Origin of the sequence: Brachyspira intermedia PWS/A, assembly GCF_000223215.1 — a bacterium.
GTDB lineage: Bacteria > Spirochaetota > Brachyspiria > Brachyspirales > Brachyspiraceae > Brachyspira > Brachyspira intermedia.
The window spans coordinates 1267095-1289114 of the sequence record NC_017243.1; the positions used below are offsets into that span (position 1 = coordinate 1267095).

Below are 22020 nucleotides of genomic sequence, written 5' to 3' on the forward strand. Positions count from 1 at the left end.
TAATTTTTTAAAGGATAAAGTATGATTGATGATTTTTACAAATTAGCAAATGAAGCATTCGATGCAGGAAATTATGAAAAGTCAATAGAATATTATGATAAACTAATATTTTATAATGGAGATAATGCGGAAATTTATAATTGCAGAGGACTTGCAAATAACAAGTTAGGTAAATATAAAGCTGCATTAAAAGATTTTAATACTGCTTTGAAATTAGATAATAATAATGCAGATATATATTATAATAAGGGTTTAACTGAATATGATATGGGTGATTATGAGAAAGCCATTAAAGATTACACTAAAAGTATAAAACTTGATAATACCATTGGCGATGTTTATAATAATAGAGGTTTATGTTATGCAGCATTAGGAGAATTTGAAAAGTCTATTAAAGATTTTACTTGTGCTATAAAATTAAATAAAAATGATGCAGAATTTTATTATAATAGAGGACTTGCAAAATATAATTTAGAAGATTATCAAAATGCATTAATGGATTTTGATAAAGCTATTGAAATAAATCCTAAGTACAGTAATGCCTATAATAACAGAGGAAATGTAAAGGATGAACTAAATTATAATGAAGAAGATATTATAGCAGATTATGATAAATCTATAGAAATTGATAATAATATAAATGCTTATTTTAATAAGGCATTATATTATGATATTAATGAAAATTATGAGAAGGCTTTAAATCTTTATAATAAAGTATTAGAGATAGATGAGTATTATATAGAGGCTTATGGAAATAGAGGTTTTGTTTTATATAAGTTAAATAAATACGATGAAGCCATTAAAGATTGCAATAAAGCTATTGAATTAGACAGTAAGTATTGGATTTTGTATTTAAATAGGGCAGAAATTAAATTTGAATTTGCTAAAAAAAATATTGATGATTTAAAAAAGTTAAATGATGAAGCATTTGAAGATATAAATAAATCATATGAGTTAGCTTTAGAAGATGAAGATAATTTAAATGAATTTAAAGATTATGTATTAGAATTAGCGAATAAAAATTTTGAAGCAGCAATTAAATTTTGTAAGGAGCATAAATTATTATGAATATAGAATTACTTCCAAAATGGGATAATTATTATATAAATAATGATGAAAATTCTAAATTCCAAGCAGATAAAACAGATCGTCCTCCATTAACTGGAAAAAATAGATATGTTCCTAATGGACTTTATGATGAAAAATGGGAGAATGTTTATGATGCTTACGGTAAAGCAGATTTAACACCTTATTATATAGAAGCTTTAACTAGCGATGATGATAATGATGTTAATTTCGGAGTTTATGGACTTTATGCAGCAACTACTCATCAAGGAAGTGTTTATAAATCTTCAAAAATGGCTGTTCCTTATTTGGCAGATTTACTGAAGTTCAATAATAATGCTTCAGAATTGGCATGTATATTTCTTGCAAGAATAGCATTGGGAGAAAAGCATTTTATTAATACGCCATTCTTTTATAAAACTAAATATTATGGTACTGTTAAAAAATATAAAAATGAGATACTTGATTATTATAATAAAAGCAAATCACTTGAGGCTATGAGATTATTATGTTTTATTGGGAATTCTTTAGATGAAATATTGAATTTTTCTTACGATGAATGTTTCAAATTAGAAAACGGGAATAAAAATGATGTATACATTCGTCAGGCTTCAACTTTATTAGTACAAGGTTTTACAGCTGCACAGCATAATTATAAAATTTCTAATAAAAACTATTATAAAGAATATCCAAATATTAGTGATATCAATGACATAAAAAAATTAAAAGTTAATAAACATATTGAAGAAGTTTATAATATTATGAATAGTAGTGAATCTCTTTTGGTAAGAGGCTCTGCAGCAATTTGTTTAGCTTATACTGGTATTTTTAATAAAGATATTTCTAATTTACTTTTATATATAACTGAAAATAATTGTGCAGGTGTTGATTGGGTATGGGACGATAATTTTTCTAATATAGCAAAATATGCTTGGGCTTATTCAGCTGATATTGAAACATTATTAAACACTGAAGGAATTAAAACAAAAAGTAATGTTACAGGTAATATTAATAGTGATGAAAAAAGTTATGATGATATATTGATAGAAGCCGTTACAAGAGTTTTTCCACATAAAGAAAAAAAAGAAGAATTAATAAATCCAGAGTTGAATGATATACAAAAAAGAGTATTAAGAAAAATTGTTGATAATGCTCCTAATTTATTTGGAAGTTATGAACTAGAAACCATTAATATGCCTTTAAATACCGAATCTGCAAAAAGACTTATAGATGATGATTATATAAAAAATAAAATTCTATGCCAAATAATTGACTCAAAACCTTTATGGTATATTATAGAAGAATCATTGATTAAAAAAGATGAAGAAACTATTACAGATATAATTATTAATAATAATATAGATACAATGAAATTATTATTTGAAATATATGCTCCTATAAAAAATATTATTAATAGGGAAGTAATAGTAAATACTTTGAATATATATAGCAGTTTTGATGATAAAAAGATATTAAATGAAAATAATAGTATTCTTTTATCTTCGATAGCGAATTGCCTAACTAAAAGTATAGAAAACTATAAAGATGAAATATTTAATTATTTAGATGAAACATTAATAAAAGTAAATGATTTCAAAGATGATTATGATTATAAAGAAAAATTAGTTGGAGAATATGTAGGAGTATTTTTATTAACATTAGGACGTTCAAAATTATTAGATGAAAAATATTATAAATTGGTTCGTCCTTATCATAAATATATTCAATATTCAGTTTTTCCAAGTAAATTATTTTTTGAGCTTTTAGGTTATACATCTTTAGAACATCAGGAATTAATAAAAAAGCAGTTCAATATAAAAAATATTTAGAAATTCACTATTAAAAAAAATTATTTTTAATATATAATACTGATTCAAATTTTTAATTATTATTTTATGGAGTCTTATTTCATTATGAAAAAGTTTATACCTATTCTTCCTATATTATCCGGTATATTTTGGGGCGGAGGCGGAATATTTATAAGAAGACTTATGGAATTGAATATTAATAGTTTTACTGTTGTTTCTTCAAGAGTTATCGTAGCAAGCATAATATTTTTTATATGTGTGTTTTTATATGACAGATCTTTAATAAAAATAAAATTAAAAGATTTATGGATATTCGTTTCAGCTGGCATACTTGGAATATTAGGGCTTAATATTTGTTATAATGAGGCAGTAAAGCAATTATCATTATCTTTATCTGCGGTACTTTTGAGTTTATCTCCTATATTTGTTTTGATATTTGCTAATATATTTTTTAAAGAGAAAATCACTGTAAAAAAAGTTATTTGTATGATATTAGCATTGCTTGGCTGTTTCTTTGCAAGCGGAGTACTTGAAACTAATGAAACTATGCATTGGACATATTTCGGTATATTTATAGGTTTTTTAGGAGCATTTTTCTATGGACTTTATAGTATATTTTCTAAACTTGCTATAATAAAAAACTATAATACATTAACTGTTACTTTATATGCATTAATAAGCATAGCCATAATATCATTGCCTTTTACCGATTGGAAAGCACTTTCAAATGTTGTAGTAGAAAATGGTTCTGGTATGTTGGTTTTTATGCTTTTTCATTCTCTTTGTACATCAGTATTTCCTTATGCATTTTTTACTATAGCTTTAGGACATATGGATGCTGGAAAGGCTTCTATATTGGCTTCAGGCGAACCTATAGCTGCAATGTTTTTCGGAATATTCTTTTATCATGAAATACCTACTGTGCTTTCTGTTATAGGCGTATTACTCACATTGACTGCTTTAACTTTGCTTAGTTTGCCTGAAAAAAATAAATAGTTTATACCAAAACAACTATAGTTTGTCAATTTTTATGTTGTTCTTTTTCCCGCCGCAAAAAGAACCAAAAAGTGCAAGTATGAAATTAGTATTAAATCATACTAAAATTGTATTACATGTAATATAATTAATTAAATTTAAGCTAAAATATAGCCTTTCGCGAAGCGTATCTGAGCCTATCGAGGATATAGCTTCTTTGTTGCAATACCACAGGTACTTCCTTCGGTCGCAAAAGAAGTGGGGGTGTGGGGACTACTTCCAACTAATAATAAAAATAAAAAAATAATTTTTGACAAAACGTAGTTGTTTAGGTATATATACAAATAATACATTGCATTATATAATATATATTAATAATTTTTTGATTTTTATAAAAGGAATTATTTTTTATGAATACTAATAGATTAAACAGAGTTATTAACTCTATGAAAGAAAAAGATATTTATCAATTTGTTATAACAGACAGAATGTCTATATATTATCTTACAAATATTAATATACATTCAGGAGAAAGATTTTTAGGACTTTATATCAATCAGGATAATGAAGTTCATCTTATTAATAATCAGCTTTTCCCATTAAATAATAAAGATATAGATATTTTATATTATTCAGATACAGAAAGTGCGGTGAAAAAATTATCTAAATTTGTACATAAAGATAAAAATATTGGTATAGATAAAGTTATGACTTCTAATTTTTTACTTGAGATGATGGAATTAGACATAGCAAAAAAATATATAAATGCCTCTTCATGTATAGATTATGTGAGAATGCAAAAGGATGAAGAAGAAATAAAGAAGATGATTAAAGCTTCAAAAATCAATGATAAAAGTATGAAAGATATTATTGATTTTGTAAGAGTAGGTATGAAGGAGCTTGATGCTTTAGAGGAATTAAAACTTATATATAAAAGAAACGGAGCAGACGGAGGATTTTCATTTACTCCTATAATAGCTTTTGCAGAAAATGCTGCCAATCCTCATTATTCTACAGGCAATACTGTAATAGGTGATAATGGCTGTTTAGTTATAGATATGGGTTGTATGCATGACGGATATTGTTCAGATATGACTAGAACTATATTTTTCGGAGATCCTAGTGATGAGGCTAAAAAAATATACAATACAGTAAAAACTGCTAATGAAAGAGCCATTGATAAAGTAAAAGAAGGATTAAAATTTTCAGATATAGATAATGAAGCACGTTCTTATATAACAGAAAATGGATACGGTGAATATTTTACTCATAGAACAGGGCATTGTATAGGTATGGATGTTCATGAATATGGAGATGTTAGTTCCGTTCATCATGCATTATTAAAAGAGGGTATGATATTTTCAATAGAGCCAGGTATTTATTGTGCTGATAAAAATACAGGTGTGAGAATAGAAGATTTGATACTTGTAACTAAAGACGGACATAAAAATTTAAATAGCTTTACAAAAGAAATGATAATAAAATAAATAATGAAAATGTATAATTGTTTTAATGAAAAATTAGCTGATAATTTATTAAATAAGTTATTAGCTAATTTAGTATATTTTATAAATAAAAATCTAGTATATACCTAAACAACTACATTTTGTCAATTTTTATATTTTGCAAATGTATTATCAACTTTTTTGCCGCACAAAAAAGTTGCAAAAAACGCAATTACTAGAACTTTATATTAAATATATATTTATTAAATATATTACATAACCTAAATTTAGACAATAAATGCAGGCTTTTTGGTTCTTTGTGCCAACAAAAGAACTGGGGGTGTGGGGGCTAGTCCCCACAAATAATAAAACTAAGAAAAGAATTTTTGACAAAATATAGTTGTTTAGGTATATATAAGTTTATATGAAGATATATAGTCATTTACTAGATATTTTAAGATTAGATTTTCTATTATTGAAAGCCTGCAAATAATATGATATAAATATAAATAAGCCCATTATAGATACATAATCCATAAAGAAAAATATTACAGGCTCTTCATAATTAAAGAAAGCAAACTCCACAAGTAAAAACATTTTATTATACAAGCCTCTTTTAATAAATGAAATAATACCATATAAGGCTATTAATGAAGCTATTGTTATAGATATTTGCTTTTTTATATTTATAAATTTTTTGCTCATATTTATAAACATACCCCAATGCATTCCTAAATGTGCAGACATAAATATAAATCCCCAAGAGTTTGAAATCATATGTAGGTGTCTTGTGAACATTCCGCTATTGTGAATATTAAGAAAACCTAATACCCTTTGAGAAAATAGTATACCGCTTATCATTAGTCCTGCCATACATATAAAAAGCATAGTATTAATAAATGTATTTAATGCTCTGTTAAAATTGTATTTTCCTTTTGGCAAGTTTTTATACCAATTAAAATTTAGTATATGATGAAGTATGAAAAATATAAAAAGTGAGAAACCTAAATATTCATGTATAGCATCGCCTGTAAAATGATATGCCATTAAAATGAAAAAAAGCAAAGTCATTATTATATCTACTATTATTTTAATTATTTTCTTCATAAATAAGTTCTCCTTTTTATATAGTATAATTGATTAATTTTAGCATATACCTAAAGAACTATATTTGCCAAACTCCTGTGGATTATAGTAATGTTATCAACTTTTTTGTCTCACAAAAAAGTTGCAAAAAACGCATATACTATAGCCTTATATTTTAATGTATTAAAAGTAGTTTAATACATTAAAATTTAGTAAAAAATGCAGCATTTTTGGTTCTCGCCGTAGGCGGGCTTTGCCTGTGTCAGCAAAATAAGTGGGGGCTTGCGTAAGCACGCAGAGCGGTGGGGCTAGTCCCCACAAATAACTAAATTAAAAATTGTTTGTTTGATAAACTTAAAAATTTTCAGTATAGCTAAAAAGACTATAAAATATTTATTAATTTACTTTTCAAAAACATACTATTTAATTTTAATAATCTAATTTTCTCACCCAATCCAAAACTTTACTTTTTGAATTTTTTACTTCTGGTCTGTATACTCCTATAGGATCTAATACTTTGCAGTTGTCTGGAAGTAATTTTTTTAAATCTCTTATTGTTCTTGAAAGTCCTCCTGTTCCATGCGTACAAAATGGTATTATAGTTTTCCCTGATAAATCATAGCTTTCAACAAATGTAAATACTGCCATAGGACATGTATACCACCAATTTGGAAAGCCTAAAAATATTACATCATAATCATCTATATTATTAACTTTATCAGTTAGTGCCGGTCTTTCATTATTATCCCTTTCTTTTCTAGCCTGGTTCAAACATTCATCATAATCGCTTGAATATTTATTTTGTGTTTTTATGCTGAATAAATCTCCTCCTGTTTCTTCCTGTATCCAAGTAGCTATTAATTCAGCATTGCCCGGAGAAAGTACGCTTGCAGAAGTTTCAGCGTCTACATCAATAGAGGCTGGATTTTCTACTACTGTGTTATCTGACCAAGTGAAATATGCTATTAATATTTTTGAACCGCTTTGAGTGTAATTTATATTTTCTGTTTTATTATTTTCAATTTCTGAATTTTCTATATTAGAAACTATGTAATCTGTTTTTATTATTTTGTCAGGATTATTTTCATTACTGCATGATGATAATATAATTATTGATAAAAGTATAAAGATTAAGTTCTTCATAAAATCTCCTTTAAATATTATTTTATAAAATTAGTCAAAATTATTAATTAATTTGTACTGTCATCAATTAATTAATAATCAATCAATGACAGTAAATAAAAATCTTATAGTATATTAATATTTTGAAGCCATGTTTTTATATTATTTTCTGAACTATTAACGCTTCCTCCAGATATACTCAAACCTTCTAGTATAGTTGAATTAGGACATAATGAAGTTATATCAGTAACGCTTCTTCCCATTCTGCTTCCTCCATGAGTGCATAAAGGAGCAATTTTTTTACCGCTAAAATCATGAGTTAATAATAATTGTTTTACTGCCTGCGGAATAGTACCCCACCAATTAGGGTAACATAATATTATAGTGTCATAGTTAGCTAAATTATTTATATTAGCACTCAATTTTGGTAAAAAATCATCATTTTGTTCTTTTCTTGCCTGATTTACAGTATCATTATAAGAACTTGGATATGCTTCAACGGTTTTTACTTCAAATATATCTGCCTGAGTAAGATTTTTTATCATATTGGCAGCTGTTCTAGTGTTTCCGCCCCAAGAAAAATATACGATTAATGTTTTAGAACTTTGAGCGTTTAAACCTCCTATTAATAATGTGCTTGAAATAAGCAATGACATTAATATTGTTTTAATTATTTTTTCATTTTTGATCCTCCTATTTTATTATTCTTAAAGTTTTATTTTTTTAAATATACACCTATCTTGTATTTTTAATTTTTATTATGATAGAGTATAATTAATGTTGTTTTATAATCTTAATTATTTTAGATTGTTAATTATTGTTATTGCATTCAATGTTCTTGGATATCCTATAAAAGGAAGACATTGAGTTACCGCTTCAAGCATCATATCTTTAGTATTGCCCATTGATATATTAGCATTAGCATGTGCTGTTGCCTGAGGTTCTGCTCCTCCTAATGAAATAAGCATTATGAATGTTAAAAGCTCTCTAGTTTTCAAATCCAAACCTGTTCTTGTATAGAAATCTCCGAAACAATTAGCTGATAAGAAATTCTGTATATGTTTCTGATTAGGGGCAGCATTTGAATGAGCAGCATGTATTGCATCTCCAAATATGCTTACCTGAGTTTCCAATCCTTTATCGAATCTAGTTTGTTCTGTAACTGTTGATTGAGATTCTATAGGAAGCGAAATATTTTTTTCTTTAAATACTTCATTTGCTTTTTCTAATGCAGCAAATACTCTAGGAAATCCAACATAAGGCGAACATTGATACAATGCTTCTTTTATCTCTATAGGGCTAGCTCCAACATTCAAAGCTATTTCCACATGATCTTTTATCATATCCGTACCTTGTGAGGCAGTTAAAGAAACTAATGTTACAAGCTCTCTTAATTTAGGTTCTAATGTGCCATGATTATAAACTTCTCCATATAAGAAATTATTAAATATACTTTCTAAATCTGCATCATTAGTTTTTGTTATAGATGCTTCTCTTTTGAGTAATTCATTATATTTGTTTTTTGCTTTTTCTGTCATAGTTAAACTTTCTCCTTTACTTTGTGAATTTGCTATGCATGAAAATACTATCACTAGGATAGATAAAGATAAAATGATTTTTAATGTTTTTTCATTAATAACCTCCTTAATTCTTATTAATTTTTTAATATTTTAATTTTAATAATTGCTTTATAAACTCAGCATCATCATTAAGAAATATTATGTTTTTATTATTATCCAAAGTTTTTATAATATTCATGTCATTATCATCTAATGTGAAATCGAATATTTTAGAGTTTTCTATTATTCTCTCTTTATTTACACTCTTTGGAATGATAGGTATATTTCTTTGTGTTAGCCATCTTAAAATAACTTGGGCTACAGTTTTATTGTATTTTTTGCCTATAGTTTTTAATATTTCATTATTGAAAATATTATTTTTTCCTTCTGCTAAAGGTCCCCAAGATTCTAATGTTATATTATATTCTTTCATTAAATCCTGATCTTCCCATCTTTGAAAAAATGGATGAGTTTCTATTTGATTAATTGCAGGTGTTATTTTACTATGTGCTACAAAATCTATTAATCTATCTTTATAGAAATTGCAGCATCCTATGGCTTTTATATATCCGGCTTCATACAATTCCTCCATTGCCTTCCAAGCTGCATAATAATTACCAAAAGGCATATGAATTAAGTATAAATCTAAATAATCCAATCCTAATTTTTCCATAGATATTTGAAATGCTTTCTTTGCCTTATCATAATCTGCATCCTGTATCCATAATTTAGTGGTGATAAACATTTCTTTTCTGTTGATTCCGCTTTCTTTTATGGCATCTCCAACAGCTTTTTCATTAAGATATATTGATGCTGTGTCTATATGTCTGTATCCTGCTTCAATGGCATAAAGACATGCTTTTTTGCATTCCTCATAATCTTCTACTCTGTATACTCCAAATCCTAGAATAGGCATTTCAACGTTATTATTTAATTTTATAGTATTCATAGTATCTCCAAATTATTAAATAAAATATCAATTTGCTTTTTCAATACCTATATTAAAATCTCCTTTCATGTTTGAAAGTTTTGATATATCTGATGCATTTTCAAATTTTCCTAAATAAATTAAATTATTTGAATATCTGAAATTTTTATAAAATATAGCAATGTTGCCCCAAGGAGCATAATAAGTTATATCTCCAGCTTTAGGATTTATTCCATCTGGTTCATTTTCTATATTTAGTTTTTTATCTAAATAAAATATTTTTTCTGTGTTATTGAAATCTTCTGCTTTAACACTTAAAGGAAGTAATGATAAAAAATCATTTCCTGCTTTTGAATTTGTAATTACTGCATAGATTTCATTGCTGCCAAAAGTTAATTTTATTCTTGTAGTTTGAGTAAATGCATTCATAGTGAATAATCCTATAAATAGTATAAAAGTTATAATAATTTTTTCATAAACTTAAAATCCTTTATCATTGATTTGTATAGCTGTAATATTCTTCATCAGTAACATGTTCCATCCAAGTAACATTGTTGCCGTTAGAATCTCCTGTTATGGCAATATGTTTCATAGGTGAATCATAAGAAGCACCATGCCAATGCTTTATGTTGGAAGGACAATATAAAGTATCACCAGCTCTGAACTCTTGTATAGGCTTTCCTTCTTCCTGAGTAAGTCCTATACCTTCAATAACTATTAAATGCTGTCCGCATGGGTGAGTATGCCATGCACTTCTTGCTCCTGCCTGAAATGTAACATAAGCTACAGAAAACTTTGAAGTTTCATTTGGAGAAGTTATAGTCTCAACTTCAACATCGCCTGTAAAATAATCAGATGAACCTTTTGATTTTTGTCCCTCTCCATTCTTAATTAAAACCGTGTTTGTAGGTGCTGCATTATATTTATAAGCAGTATTGTTGGTATTATTTGAATTGCATGATATTGCTGTAATCAAAACAAATAAAATTAATAAAATATTTTTCATTTTTTCTCCTTTTTGTATGTACTAACAAATTGTTTTATGATTGTATCATTGAAGTTAACTCCAGTGTCAATATGAAAATATTTTTTTAATTAAAGAAATCTTTTTCCTCTAATTTTTATTTAATATTTCTAATTTCATTTTCATTTCATTAATATGTCTTTGCATAATATCTCTTTCATTTATTAGTATTGATCTTCTTTCGTTTAAGGTGTTTTTTCCTTTTTTGTATAATTTTATATATTTAATTATTGAATCTAATGATATACCTAGATCACGCATTGACTTTGAGAATTTTATGCATTGCAAATTATAATCATTGTAAATTCTAATACCGCTTTTGTTTCTGCTTATTTCAGGTATTATTCCTATTTTTTCATAATATCTTAAAGTGTCTTTTGATAAACCTGTTAATTCGCTTACTTCTGATATAGTCATAATATTCTCCTTTTTCTTTATCTTATGCGGTAATTTTAAGTTATTATTAAAATATATCAAATACTTATATCTTATAATTAGTTATACTAAAAAGGTATTGCTATATAATCCTGAATATGATATTATAAAATAAAAATTGATTGGTATTAAAAATGGATATAAAGTCTTTAACATATTTTTTAACTGCTGCCAGAGAAGGAAGTATTACAAAAGCAGCAAATTCTCTTAATTTAACACAGCCTAATCTTTCAAGACAAATAAGTAATTTAGAGAAAGAAATTGGAAAGAAATTATTTATAAGAAGCAATTATAGTATAAAACTTACTTCAGATGGTGTTTTGCTCAAAAAGAGAGCAGAAGAAATTATTGATATGATAGAAAAAACCAGAATGGAGTTTAAATCTTCTGATGATGTTATAGCTGGAGATATTTATATAGGAAGTGCTGAAACTTACTATATGAAATTGATTGCAGATGTGATAAAATCTCTTAGAGAGTCTCATCCTAATATAATATACCATATTCATAGCGGTGCATATTCAGAAATTACAGAAAAACTTGATAAGGGACTTTTAGATTTTGGGGTGCTTATAGGAAATATAGATTCATCTAAATATGATTATATAGATATTCCTTATAAAGAGGTTTATGGATTATTGATGAGGAAAGATTCTCATTTATCTAAAAATAAATTCATAGAAAAAAATGATTTATTTGATATACCTATAATGTGTCCTAAAATATTTTTTAATAATAAAATACAGACTTCAAAATTTAGTGAATGGATAGGAAATGATTTTGATAAATTGAATATTATATTAAGTTATAATTTGATTTACAATGCTGCTTTAATGGTAGAAGATGGTATAGGATATGCTTTAACTATAGATAAATTAGTTAATACAACCAATACAAGCGATTTATGCTTTATAAAACTAAATCCAAGATTAGAAATAGAATTGAGAGTGGTTTGGAAGAAGAATCAAGTATTTTCAGAAGCTTCAAAAATATTTTTAGAAGAACTAAAAAATAAATTATAAAAACATGTATCTTGTAGTAATATTATTTATATATACTAAAAATTTTTAAGTTTGTCAACTATTCTCCATAGTGGCTTTCCGCACGGTATTGCTTACTCTTATCAAACGTCCGCTATACGTGCGACTGATTACTTATTATTACACAAAAAAGATAGTTTATATTACTTCTGAAACATATTTTGTTAATATTAATTTATATTTTATATTATTAATAAATTAAAATTAGATTTATAAATAAATCAAAATTGACAAAATATAGTTGTTTAGGTATATACTAAAAATTTTTAACTTTGTCAAAATTTAGATTTTTAATTTTATTGTTTGTGGTGGCTTTGCCCCACCGCTTTGCGTACTTACGCAACACCCACAGTTCTTTTTGTGGCCAAAAGAAGCTTATATCCTCGACAGGCTCGGATACGCTTCGCGAAAGACTGCATTTTTAGGGTATATCCTATATTTAATAGGAATGTTTTTAATATAAAGTTCTAGCAGTTGCGTTTTTCGCATAGCGTATCCGAAGGATAAAAACTTTGACGAAGTCCGCAGAGCGTGAGCGACAAAAAAGTTGATAATACATTTATAAAATATAAAAATTGATAAAATATAGTTGTTTAGGTATATATTAACGAATTGTATTATTATTATCTTGAATGTTAATAGCTAATTATATATTTTTATAATCTAAATTTTTATATAAAATTTATTCATTTTTATAAAAAACTCTATAAAATCATTTGACATTGGAGTGCACTCTAATGCTATAATACTTTCAAAATTAATAAATATGAGGTGTTATAAAAAATGAGTAAAAAAGTATTGATAATATCATCTAGTCCAAGAAGAGGCGGTAATTCAGATACATTATGCGATGAATTTTTAAAAGGTGCAAAAGAAGCAGGACATAATGCTGAAAAAATATTTTTAAAAGATAAGAATATTGGTTATTGCGAAGACTGCGGAACTTGCTATAAAAATAATAAGCCTTGCGTACAAAAAGATGATATGAAAGATATATTGGATAAAATGCTTGAAGCTGATGTAATAGTAATGGCTACACCTGTATACTTCTATACAATGAATGCTCAAATGAAAACATTTATAGATAGATGCGTTACTAAATATTTAGAGATTAAGAACAAAGATTTTTATTTTATTGCAACTGCTGCTACAGAAAATAAAGATGAAATGCTTAGAACTATTGACGGATTCAGAGGCTTTTTAGATTGTTTGGAAGATGTGAGAGAGAAAGGATTTATATTAGCACATAGCGTTTGGAATAAAGGAGAGATTAACGATAAAGAGTTTATGAAGGAAGCATATAATATGGGATTGAATGTTTGATTATTTTATTAAAGAATAATTAAATTAATTTTTTGAGGGTTGGAAAGTGAGTGATATAAGTTATTCGGACTTTAATAATAATATAAAAACCAATTATATGTTTTCTAATAAATATCTTATAAAATTATTTGTTCCGCTTATTATAGAAGTATTTTTAGAATATTTAGTGGGACTTATAGATTCTATAATGGTTGCTAGTGTAGGGGAGTCTGCCGTATCTGCTGTATTCTTAGTAGACTTTGTTATAGCATTTCTTATAAGTATATTTGCAGCTGTTGCTACAGGAGGGGCAGTTGCAAGCGGTCAGCATATAGGAGCTAATAATATAGAAAAGGCAGATGACTCTATTAATCAGCTTATAAGATTTTTATTATTATTTTCTGTATTTATAACATTAATTATATATTTATTCAAAGATGCTATATTTTCTGCATTGTTTGGAAGCATTACCGATGAAGTTAGAAATGAAGCAAATACTTATATGCTGATAGTGGCAGCTTCAATACCATTTTTAGCTATTTATAATGGCGGAGCTTCAATGTTTAGAACTATAGGTAATTCAAAAATATCAATGAAAATTATGATATCTATGAATATATTAAATGTTATAGGTAATGCTCTTTTAATTTATGTATTCAAAATGGGTATAGCAGGGGCTGCAATATCTACACTAATTAGCAGAATAGGTTCAGCTTTAATAATTATAATTTTGGGGCTTAATAAAAATAATCTTATATATATAAAAAATAAAATAATGTATAAAATGGATTTAAACACAATAAAAAGAATATTATCAGTAGGCATTCCTTATGGTATAGAAAATGGAATGTTTTATTTAGGCAGACTTCTTATATTGAGTTTAATATCTACATTCGGAACAGCTTCAATAGCTGCAAATTCTGTATCTACACTTATAGCTAGTTTGGAGGTTCTTCCCGGTATGGCTATAGGCTTAGGACTTACAACTATTATATCTCAATGCGTAGGTGCTAATGATTATAATCAAACCAAATATTATACTAAAAAAATCATAGCTATTATTTATGTATCTCAAACTATAACTAGTGCTATTATGCTTGCCATTTTGCCTATAATACTTAATATATATCATTTATCAGCAGAAGCTACAGGATATACTTATAAATTATCATGGTATCATGCTATTATGATGATTATATGGCCTTTAGGTTATTCTTTGCCTGTGGTATTTAGAGCTTCAGGAGATGCTAAGTTTCCTATGATAGTAGCTTCTGTTTCAATGGTGCTATGCAGGATAGTGTTGGCTTATGTATTCGCATTATATTTCAAAATGGGGATGGTTGGTACTTGGATAGCTATGTTTGTTGATTGGATAGTTAAGGCTATAATATTTACATTTAGATATTTAAGCGGTAAATGGATAAAGTTTCAATATAGTTAATGATAGTTATTAAATGATATGTAATAAATAAAAGAAAATAAAATTGGTATGCTTTAATAAAGAACATACCAATTTTTTTATTATTAATTAAAGCTAAAACAATAGACTTGTTTCAAAACTAATTTTATTTATAATTGTGGGGACTAGCCTCCACACCCCCAGTTCTTTTGCGACCGAAGGAAGTGCCTTTAGGTATGACACAAAGAACCAAAAAGACTGCATTCTATAGATAAGTAATACAGTACGTAAAACATTTATTATAAAAAATAAGTTATTACTATATTTTTTATATAAAACTAATTTATCAATTAGTTTTGAAACGAATATAATTTATAAACGTTTTATCACTTTAGCGGGATTACCCCCTACTATAGTATTACTTTCAACATCTTTATTTACAACAGCACCGGCAGCAACTATTGAATTTTCTCCTATAGTAACGCCCGGAAGTATAATAGCACCTGTACCAATCCATACATTTTTATTTATTACAATTCTTTTTGGTATAAGTATATTTCTATTATTAAAATCATGATTAGGAGTTATTATACTAACATTATGTGCTATCTGTACATTATCTTCTATAATCACTCCGCCTATGTCCATTATAGTGCAGTTCTTATTTATAAATATATTTTTTCCAAATTCTATATTTCCTATATCAACATGAAAATTAGGCATTATAATTACAGATTCATCAATATTCGCTTCAAAAATTTTATTTAAGATGTCTTTATTATTTTTATAGCTTTGAAATGTATTATTATATTGCCATAATAATTTTTCTGTTTCCTGCATTTTATTTGCTATATTTATAAACTCTTCAGAAAACATATCTATTGATTTGCCTGAACTATAATCTTTTAAAAATTCTTTTATATTCATAAACAGTATTCTCCTTAATTTTTATATTTGTAATTATAACATTGGAGTTAACTCTAAGGTCAATATGAAATATTTTTAATTAAATATATTTTGTAAGCCTTACAAATTATTTTAACTTTATAAGTTTCAAATCAACCGCTATCATGAATACACAAGGTAAAAATATCAAAGTTATTAATGTTGAGAATATAAGTCCGTATGCTAAACTCATAACTATAGGCACTATTAAATCAGCATCTCCTCCTATACCATAAACTGTAGGCATTAATCCGCCGACTGTAGTTACTGTAGTTAAGAATATAGGTAAAAGTCTTTGAGTAGCACCTTCTACTATAGAATCAAAAGCAAACTTTTTAGGATTATCCAAAGCATCAGGATTTGTTTTACCGGATTCTATTATTTTGTTTATTAAGTCTATCATTATAATACCGTCATTTACAAGTACACCGCATAATCCCACTATACCTATAAAACCTATAAATGACATAGGCATTCCATGAACATAAAATGCTATGAATACGCCTGTTAATGTAAATGGTATTAAGAACATTATCATCAAAGGCTGAGCGAATTTTTTGAATTGTAATAATAATATTAAATATATCAAAACTATTGCTATAAATAATGTAACTGTAAGCCCGTCTAAAGCTCCTACTGTCTGATCTGCTTCTCCTCCGAATCCTATTATAACACCCGGATATCTTTGGCTTATATCTTTAAATTTATTTTGTATGGCAAACATTACCTGTATAGATGTATTTTGTCCCTGAACTAAATCGGCATTGATTGTTATACATCTCTGTCCGTTATAATGCCTTATTGCAGATACTCCATTAGTTTCAACTATTTTAGCAACATTTTTCAAATAAAGAAGTCTATTATAAGTATTTGGTATAACAAGATTATTAAGTACATTAGTATCATATATATAATCTCTGTTTAACTGTACTCTAAAATCTAATTTATAATCAAGTTCCTGTATTGATGTAGCAACTGTTCCGCTGTATGCTGTTCTAAGTTCATTTGCAACATTAGCAACATTCATACCTAATTGAGCTATTTCATCATAATCAAATAATACTCTTAATTCATCTTTTCCTATTTTGTCATCATCATAATAATTTATAACTCCGTTTAAACTAAGTAAATATGCTTTCACTTCATCTCTTACTTTTCTAGTTTGATTAATATCATTACCTACGATTTTTATATCAACTGCTTTTCCCGGATCCATTGGTAGTTTAACTGACACCATTAAAGCATCGAGTTCCTGTCTTAAACTTGTTTTTTCTAATTCTGCATTTATATCGTCCATTATGTCATAGGCTGTTTTTTTTCTTTCTGTAGAAGGTATAAGATAAACTGTAATTCCGGCAAGATTGGCAGATTCCTCTGAAATATCAACTATGTTTTGATTAACCTGTTTTCCTACAACACTATTTACTGCGATTAAATCTTTAGGATCAACAGATTTGTATATTGCATTTTCTATTTGCTCAACATATTTCATAGTATTTTTAATAGAGTTTCCTATTCCTGAGTCAATATTTATCATTATACTGTCTGAGCTTGTATCATATATAAGTATAAATTTTTTAAGACTATCTTTTGCTAGAAAGAATGAAAATATTAAAAGTATTATAAAGAATAAAACTACAAGATATCTGAATTTTAATAATATTTTCAAAGCCTTATTAAAAGGATTCTTCATAGCATTGAATAATTTTTCTTTATCAAAATCTAATGGATTTTTTATTTTTCTTAAAAAATTTAATTTGGAATTCTTTTTAGTTTTATCCTGTAAATTATTAGGAAGCAGGAATATAGCCTGAAATAAACTGGCAATAAGAGCAACTACAACAACTTTAGGAAAAGGAGCAATCAATTTTCCTACAACATCTTTAGTAAGAAGCATAGGCATAAAAGCAACAACGGTAGTCATAGTAGCAACCATTATAGGGCTAACCACATCTTTTACGGCCTCTACTGTACCTTCAAGTCCTGTCTTACCAACCTTTTGGAAGTCATATATATTTTCACACACTACAATACTATTATCAACAACCATTCCTATAACTGTAATTATTCCGGCAAGGGATATTATATTGAATGTTAAATCAGAGAAATGTATATATGAAAAAGTGATAAATATTACAACTATCATTCCTATGCTTGTAAATAATGCACTTTTGAAATCTAAGAATATTAAAAGAACCACTAATATTATGATAAAACCAAATATTAAATTGCTTGTTGCAACATTTGTAAGAGCTAATACCATTCTTGAAGTTTCTCCCATAGTTGTAACTTCAATATTTTCAGGTATTAAATTTTGATTATTTTTAAGGAATGCATTTATATTTTCTGTAGTTTTTACTATATCAGCATTTTCTTTTTTTAATATGCTTAATGAATATCCTTCAACGCTGTTTATTCTTACATATATAGATTTTTCAACGAAACCGCTGTCTACCTTTGCCAAATCCTGTATTCTTACTCTCTGACCATTGAAAGTAGATCGTACAACCACATTAGTAGCCTCTGTAGGATTTTCAAATTGTCCCATTGTAACTATTGTTTTTTCTTCTTCATTTTCTTCTAAATCCATATAGATAGGCTTTTTTAAATCACCGCTTGTAGCCCTTATGTTTCTTGCAGAAAGTGAATTTACTATGTCAGTGAGAGAAATATAATATTCCTGAAGTTTTTTAGGATCAGCTAAAATTTTTATTTCCGGATCAGTTCTTCCTTGAACCCTTATATCAGCAACACCGTCAACATATTTTAATTGTCTTTCTAATTCCTTACTGAAATCATATAAAACTTTTTCATCTCCGTTATATCCTTTTTTGAAATGCACACCTATATTGTATATTGGAGTTAATTTTGGGTTTATATCTGTTATTTCTATAGTTTGAACTTCCGGAGCCATATCTGGTACACTTTGCATCTTTCTAAATATTTCATCTTTAGCTTTGCTTGTATCTATTTCCATATCTAACTGCACGAATATAATAGCCGCATTTTCTGTTATTATAGAAGTAAATTCATCTATTCCTGATATAGTCCTTAATTGGTCTTCTATTTGTATAACAGCATTTTGTTCTACATCTAATGGAGAAGCTCCGGGATAAACAACCTGCAAAATCATTAATTCCAAATCTGTAGAAGGGAATGATTCTTTATCTATGTTATAGTATGAATATAGACCTATCATAATAGAAACGAATATTATTATATTTACAAGCATTCTATTATTAGCAAAAAAGTATATTAAATTTTTCATTATGTTACGATTCCATGTTATAGTATTATACATTATATAGTATAGCAAATTTTGTTATGAATGTATATTTTTAATTAAAAAAATTATAGCTCAAATAATATTCATAATCAGATTATTTTACAAATAGTAGAAAATAGGACTATTTTTTTAGACATAAATATTATATTGTTGTTTATTATGAAATTAATTTATCTTTTTTATTAAAATATTTATAATTATAAAATATAAATTGTTTACATTTTATGATATTATAATATAATATACACAAGTCTATTAATATTTTTTATTTATCAAAATCTAGGACATTTTATATGAAAAGTAGTTCAAATAAAAATAATGCCAGAGTAAAAAAAACTAAAAAGTTGCTTGAAGACTCTCTAGGTCTTTTATTAGAAGAAAAGCCTTTTGAAGATATAAGGGTAATTGATATATGTGCAAAGGCTAATATGCATAGAAGTACTTTTTATACTTATTATAATGATAAATATGAATTATTGAAATCAAAATTGGATGAATATGAGGCAAAATTTTTAGAGGACTTGAAAAGATATAAAATAGAAAATAAATTAAAAGATTCACATGTTGATATAATGGAAAGAATATTACAATATTTCTATTTGAATAGAAAATATTTAAAAATAATATTTCAAAATAATAAAGATGGAAGTGTTACAAGCATTTTGAGAGAATATTTAGCTTCTTATGTAATAGAAGGTATAAAAGATTTTAAGACTATACGTCCAAATAAAGATAATGTAATAAGGGTTATGGTGAGCTTTTATTCTGGGGCATTCATATCAGTGCTTACAGATTGGATAGTTAATGATTGTTTTATATCCGTAGAAGAATTAGCATCTTATATATCAGATATTATTATGCAGAGAGTTTTTTCTGAATAATTTTATTTTTTATAATTAATTTTTTTATTGTTTGCATAAATAGGGTATTATTCCGATAATAATACGGAAAAGTATATTTTACATTTATATTTTTTATTTGATTTATATATGACAGAAAAATAGGAGAAAATTATGAAGAAAATAATTTTGTTTATATTGTTATTTGTTTTTTCATTTAATTTTTTAAATGCACAAAATATAACAAAAGACAGTGATTATTCTAAAAATTGGTCTAGTTTTATATTTAGAAAGACAATAGATATGAGAGGAGCTTTATATGAAGGCAGACCAGGAGGGGATTTAGAATTAGTTTCAGGTAATAATCCGCTTCATTTAGTTAAAATTTATAAATTTATAGGAGCTAGATCAGATACTCATGCATATTATAATCATCAGGTGCCTATATCTATGTTTTATGATAATGCTCCAGCTTTAGGTCTTAATTTGGTTGAAGGTTATTCTATAGAAGGTGGAAAAATAATGAGATATTCAAAATATATAAAAAGCTATCAAGGTAAATTAGATTCTTGGAAAAAAGCTAATTCTACTTTTACAAATGAAAGATGGGTAGCAAATTCAGATGCAGATTGGAGTTCTTATCCTGTACCTCAGCCGGAAGATGTTAACTGGGCTGAAGGTGAGTATGCAGGAGAGTTATATTAAAAAATATAATGTCGTATATTTCTATTATATTAGTTATATTATTAGTTTTAACGGTTTTATTTTTATAACTAATAAAACCGTTATTTCTTATGATAATGCTTGGATAAAATTGGTAAAAAATAGAATTGTAAAGGAAGCTGATAGAGATTATCTATTCAAAGAAAATGGTGATCTTATCATAAATAAAAAAAAGAGATTAAATTTTATTCAGGCAAAACATGAGAATATGGCAGTTTACAGCAATACAGATTATTTAAATAAATTTATGCTTGTTTTTTCCGGATATCCTTCTATAAAAGTAACATTTATGGAAGGTTATATAGTTGAAAACAATAAATTATACTATACTTATGCTTATAAACCTTCCTATTATACCAAACTTAATAAATGGATGAAATTTAACGGAGTTTTTGAAGATAAAGAAAATTGGATCGCCAAAAAAACGTTAAATGGAGTACATTTCCTTGTCCTCAATCATCAGATATAAATTGGGAAAAAAAAGCTATGATAGGAATTTTATCATAAGAGTCAATTTTTAAAAAATAAATATTACAATTTTATCAATATATTGTTATATAAATAAGTATATTGAATATTTTTTTTATTTGTTATACTTACAAAATCAATTATTATTTTCAAGGAGAAATATATGAGTTTAAATATAGAAGATAAAGGTAAAGTAAAAGTTGTAAGTTTAGTTGGTAAATTAGATGTTAATTTATCAGTATCTATTGAAGCTGAATTAGAGCAATTAGTAGAATCAGGTTCTATTAATTTAATATTAGAATTATCAGGTATTGAATATTTAAGTTCTAGCGGTATAAGAGTATTTATTTCTATAATGAGAAAAATTAAAGATAAAAATGGAAGATTGGTATTAGCTTGTGTTCCTGATATAATCAAAAAGATATTAAAAACTGTAGAGTTGGAAGATTTATTTGAAGTATATGAAAGTGTCGATGAGGCAGTAGAGTCATTCTAATATTTTAGATTGATTTTATTTGTTTTTTTTGTATAATACTTTACATATGTTTTAGTTTTGTAATAAATTATTATA

Annotated in this window: 21 protein-coding genes; 11 read left to right on the forward strand and 10 right to left on the reverse strand. The window is 26.4% G+C overall.

Translation table 11 applies throughout. The annotated features are described in order from the left end of the window. The first annotated feature begins 21 nt into the window (after nt 1-21). The 4 genes from BINT_RS05605 to BINT_RS05620 all read left to right on the forward strand — a co-directional run bounded on the left by BINT_RS05605 (nt 22) and on the right by BINT_RS05620 (nt 5335). Complete coding sequence (locus BINT_RS05605; protein WP_014487579.1) at nt 22-1068, forward strand: tetratricopeptide repeat protein; 1047 nt, start codon at nt 22-24, stop codon at nt 1066-1068. Then, a complete protein-coding gene (locus BINT_RS05610; RefSeq protein WP_014487580.1) occupies nt 1065-2894 on the forward strand; it encodes a hypothetical protein in 1830 nt (609 codons plus the stop codon). Before BINT_RS05605 ends, BINT_RS05610 begins: the two co-directional genes overlap by 4 nt. A gap of 84 nt (nt 2895-2978) precedes the next feature. Then, nucleotides 2979-3869: a DMT family transporter gene (locus BINT_RS05615; protein WP_014487581.1), complete on the forward strand. Its 891-nt coding sequence runs from the start codon at nt 2979-2981 to the stop codon at nt 3867-3869. A gap of 389 nt (nt 3870-4258) precedes the next feature. Continuing rightward, nucleotides 4259-5335, forward strand: coding sequence for a M24 family metallopeptidase (locus tag BINT_RS05620; RefSeq protein WP_014487582.1), 1077 nt, complete (start codon nt 4259-4261; stop codon nt 5333-5335). A gap of 396 nt (nt 5336-5731) precedes the next feature. Here the strand turns inward: BINT_RS05620 and BINT_RS05625 are convergent, their stop codons facing one another. The 8 genes from BINT_RS05625 to BINT_RS05660 all read right to left on the reverse strand — a co-directional run bounded on the left by BINT_RS05625 (nt 5732) and on the right by BINT_RS05660 (nt 11429). Continuing rightward, nucleotides 5732-6400, reverse strand: a complete 669-nt coding sequence (locus BINT_RS05625; RefSeq protein WP_014487583.1) for a DUF4405 domain-containing protein — start codon at nt 6398-6400, stop codon at nt 5732-5734. Nucleotides 6401-6808: 408 nt separating this feature from the next. Next, nucleotides 6809-7522, reverse strand: a complete 714-nt coding sequence (locus tag BINT_RS05630; RefSeq protein WP_014487584.1) for a flavodoxin — start codon at nt 7520-7522, stop codon at nt 6809-6811. 104 nt (nt 7523-7626) lie between these two features. Then, complete coding sequence (locus tag BINT_RS05635; protein ID WP_014487585.1) at nt 7627-8157, reverse strand: flavodoxin; 531 nt, start codon at nt 8155-8157, stop codon at nt 7627-7629. Between the two features lie 141 nt (nt 8158-8298). Continuing rightward, nucleotides 8299-9093: a carboxymuconolactone decarboxylase family protein gene (locus BINT_RS05640; RefSeq protein ID WP_014487586.1), complete on the reverse strand. Its 795-nt coding sequence runs from the start codon at nt 9091-9093 to the stop codon at nt 8299-8301. A 70-nt stretch (nt 9094-9163) separates the two neighbouring features. Continuing rightward, nucleotides 9164-10009, reverse strand: coding sequence for an aldo/keto reductase (locus BINT_RS05645; protein ID WP_014487587.1), 846 nt, complete (start codon nt 10007-10009; stop codon nt 9164-9166). Nucleotides 10010-10036: 27 nt separating this feature from the next. After that, nucleotides 10037-10417: a cyclophilin-like fold protein gene (locus tag BINT_RS05650; protein WP_014487588.1), complete on the reverse strand. Its 381-nt coding sequence runs from the start codon at nt 10415-10417 to the stop codon at nt 10037-10039. Between the two features lie 64 nt (nt 10418-10481). Then, nucleotides 10482-10994 carry a (R)-mandelonitrile lyase gene (locus tag BINT_RS05655; protein ID WP_014487589.1) on the reverse strand — a complete coding sequence of 171 codons (513 nt, stop codon included), beginning with the start codon at nt 10992-10994 and terminating at the stop codon, nt 10482-10484. 108 nt (nt 10995-11102) lie between these two features. Next, nucleotides 11103-11429 (reverse strand): MerR family transcriptional regulator, encoded by a 327-nt coding sequence (locus tag BINT_RS05660; RefSeq protein ID WP_014487590.1) that lies wholly within the window; start codon nt 11427-11429, stop codon nt 11103-11105. A gap of 152 nt (nt 11430-11581) precedes the next feature. On the opposite strand from BINT_RS05660, the gene BINT_RS05665 reads away from it, so the two are divergent. The 3 genes from BINT_RS05665 to BINT_RS05675 all read left to right on the forward strand — a co-directional run bounded on the left by BINT_RS05665 (nt 11582) and on the right by BINT_RS05675 (nt 15230). After that, on the forward strand, nt 11582-12469 hold the full coding sequence (locus BINT_RS05665) for a LysR family transcriptional regulator (protein WP_014487591.1): 888 nt from the start codon (nt 11582-11584) through the stop codon (nt 12467-12469). An 801-nt stretch (nt 12470-13270) separates the two neighbouring features. Continuing rightward, a complete protein-coding gene (locus BINT_RS05670) occupies nt 13271-13810 on the forward strand; it encodes a flavodoxin family protein (protein ID WP_014487592.1) in 540 nt (179 codons plus the stop codon). A 46-nt stretch (nt 13811-13856) separates the two neighbouring features. Beyond that, a complete protein-coding gene (locus BINT_RS05675; RefSeq protein ID WP_041177290.1) occupies nt 13857-15230 on the forward strand; it encodes an MATE family efflux transporter in 1374 nt (457 codons plus the stop codon). Nucleotides 15231-15560: 330 nt separating this feature from the next. Here BINT_RS05675 and BINT_RS05680 read toward each other — a convergent pair whose 3' ends face one another. Together BINT_RS05680 and BINT_RS05685 are read right to left on the reverse strand one after the other, a co-directional pair. Beyond that, nucleotides 15561-16115 carry a sugar O-acetyltransferase gene (locus BINT_RS05680; RefSeq protein WP_014487594.1) on the reverse strand — a complete coding sequence of 185 codons (555 nt, stop codon included), beginning with the start codon at nt 16113-16115 and terminating at the stop codon, nt 15561-15563. 106 nt (nt 16116-16221) lie between these two features. Next, nucleotides 16222-19401, reverse strand: coding sequence for an efflux RND transporter permease subunit (locus tag BINT_RS05685; RefSeq protein ID WP_014487595.1), 3180 nt, complete (start codon nt 19399-19401; stop codon nt 16222-16224). Between the two features lie 311 nt (nt 19402-19712). Here BINT_RS05685 and BINT_RS05690 point away from each other — a divergent pair, with 311 nt between their 5' ends. From BINT_RS05690 to BINT_RS05705, 4 genes are all read left to right on the forward strand, one after another. Then, entirely contained in the window at nt 19713-20300 is a 588-nt protein-coding gene (locus tag BINT_RS05690) for a TetR/AcrR family transcriptional regulator C-terminal domain-containing protein (RefSeq protein ID WP_014487596.1), read from the forward strand. A gap of 132 nt (nt 20301-20432) precedes the next feature. Next, complete coding sequence (locus BINT_RS05695; protein ID WP_014487597.1) at nt 20433-20963, forward strand: hypothetical protein; 531 nt, start codon at nt 20433-20435, stop codon at nt 20961-20963. After that, entirely contained in the window at nt 20944-21450 is a 507-nt protein-coding gene (locus BINT_RS05700; protein WP_014487598.1) for a hypothetical protein, read from the forward strand. The genes BINT_RS05695 and BINT_RS05700 overlap by 20 nt, the downstream gene beginning before the upstream one ends. A gap of 162 nt (nt 21451-21612) precedes the next feature. Next, nucleotides 21613-21945, forward strand: a complete 333-nt coding sequence (locus BINT_RS05705; RefSeq protein WP_014487599.1) for an STAS domain-containing protein — start codon at nt 21613-21615, stop codon at nt 21943-21945. Nucleotides 21946-22020 lie beyond the last annotated feature (75 nt).